A 283-nucleotide genomic window follows, 5' to 3' on the forward strand; every position below is an offset into this window, starting at 1 on the left:
CCGCCGAAAGATTGGTCTTCGCTGTGCTCCGCCGGTCCTCCCTCGCTGTCCTCGTCGCCACGTCCGCCCTGCTGCTCGCCTCCTGTGCCTCGACGGGAGCCGCCCCCGAACAGTCCGCCGGCAGCGGCGGCGGCTTCACCCTCGAGCACCCCTCGATCGACGGCCTCGCGATCGACTTCGACGCGCAACCGAAGAACATCGTCATGGACTGCTACGCATACAGCTCGCTGCACGAGTATGGCGTCGAGCCCGTCGCTCTCTTCGGATACGAATGCGACAACCC

General features: G+C 66.8%; 1 protein-coding gene. It reads left to right on the forward strand.

All coding sequences use genetic code 11. From position 1 onward, the window contains the following. Positions 1 to 23 precede the first annotated feature (23 nt). On the forward strand, positions 24 to 283 hold a 260-nt coding region (locus tag IFT89_RS20000), incomplete at its 3' end, for a hypothetical protein (RefSeq protein WP_202939860.1).

Source organism: Plantibacter sp. CFBP 13570, from assembly GCF_014841395.1.
Lineage (GTDB): Bacteria > Actinomycetota > Actinomycetes > Actinomycetales > Microbacteriaceae > Plantibacter > Plantibacter auratus.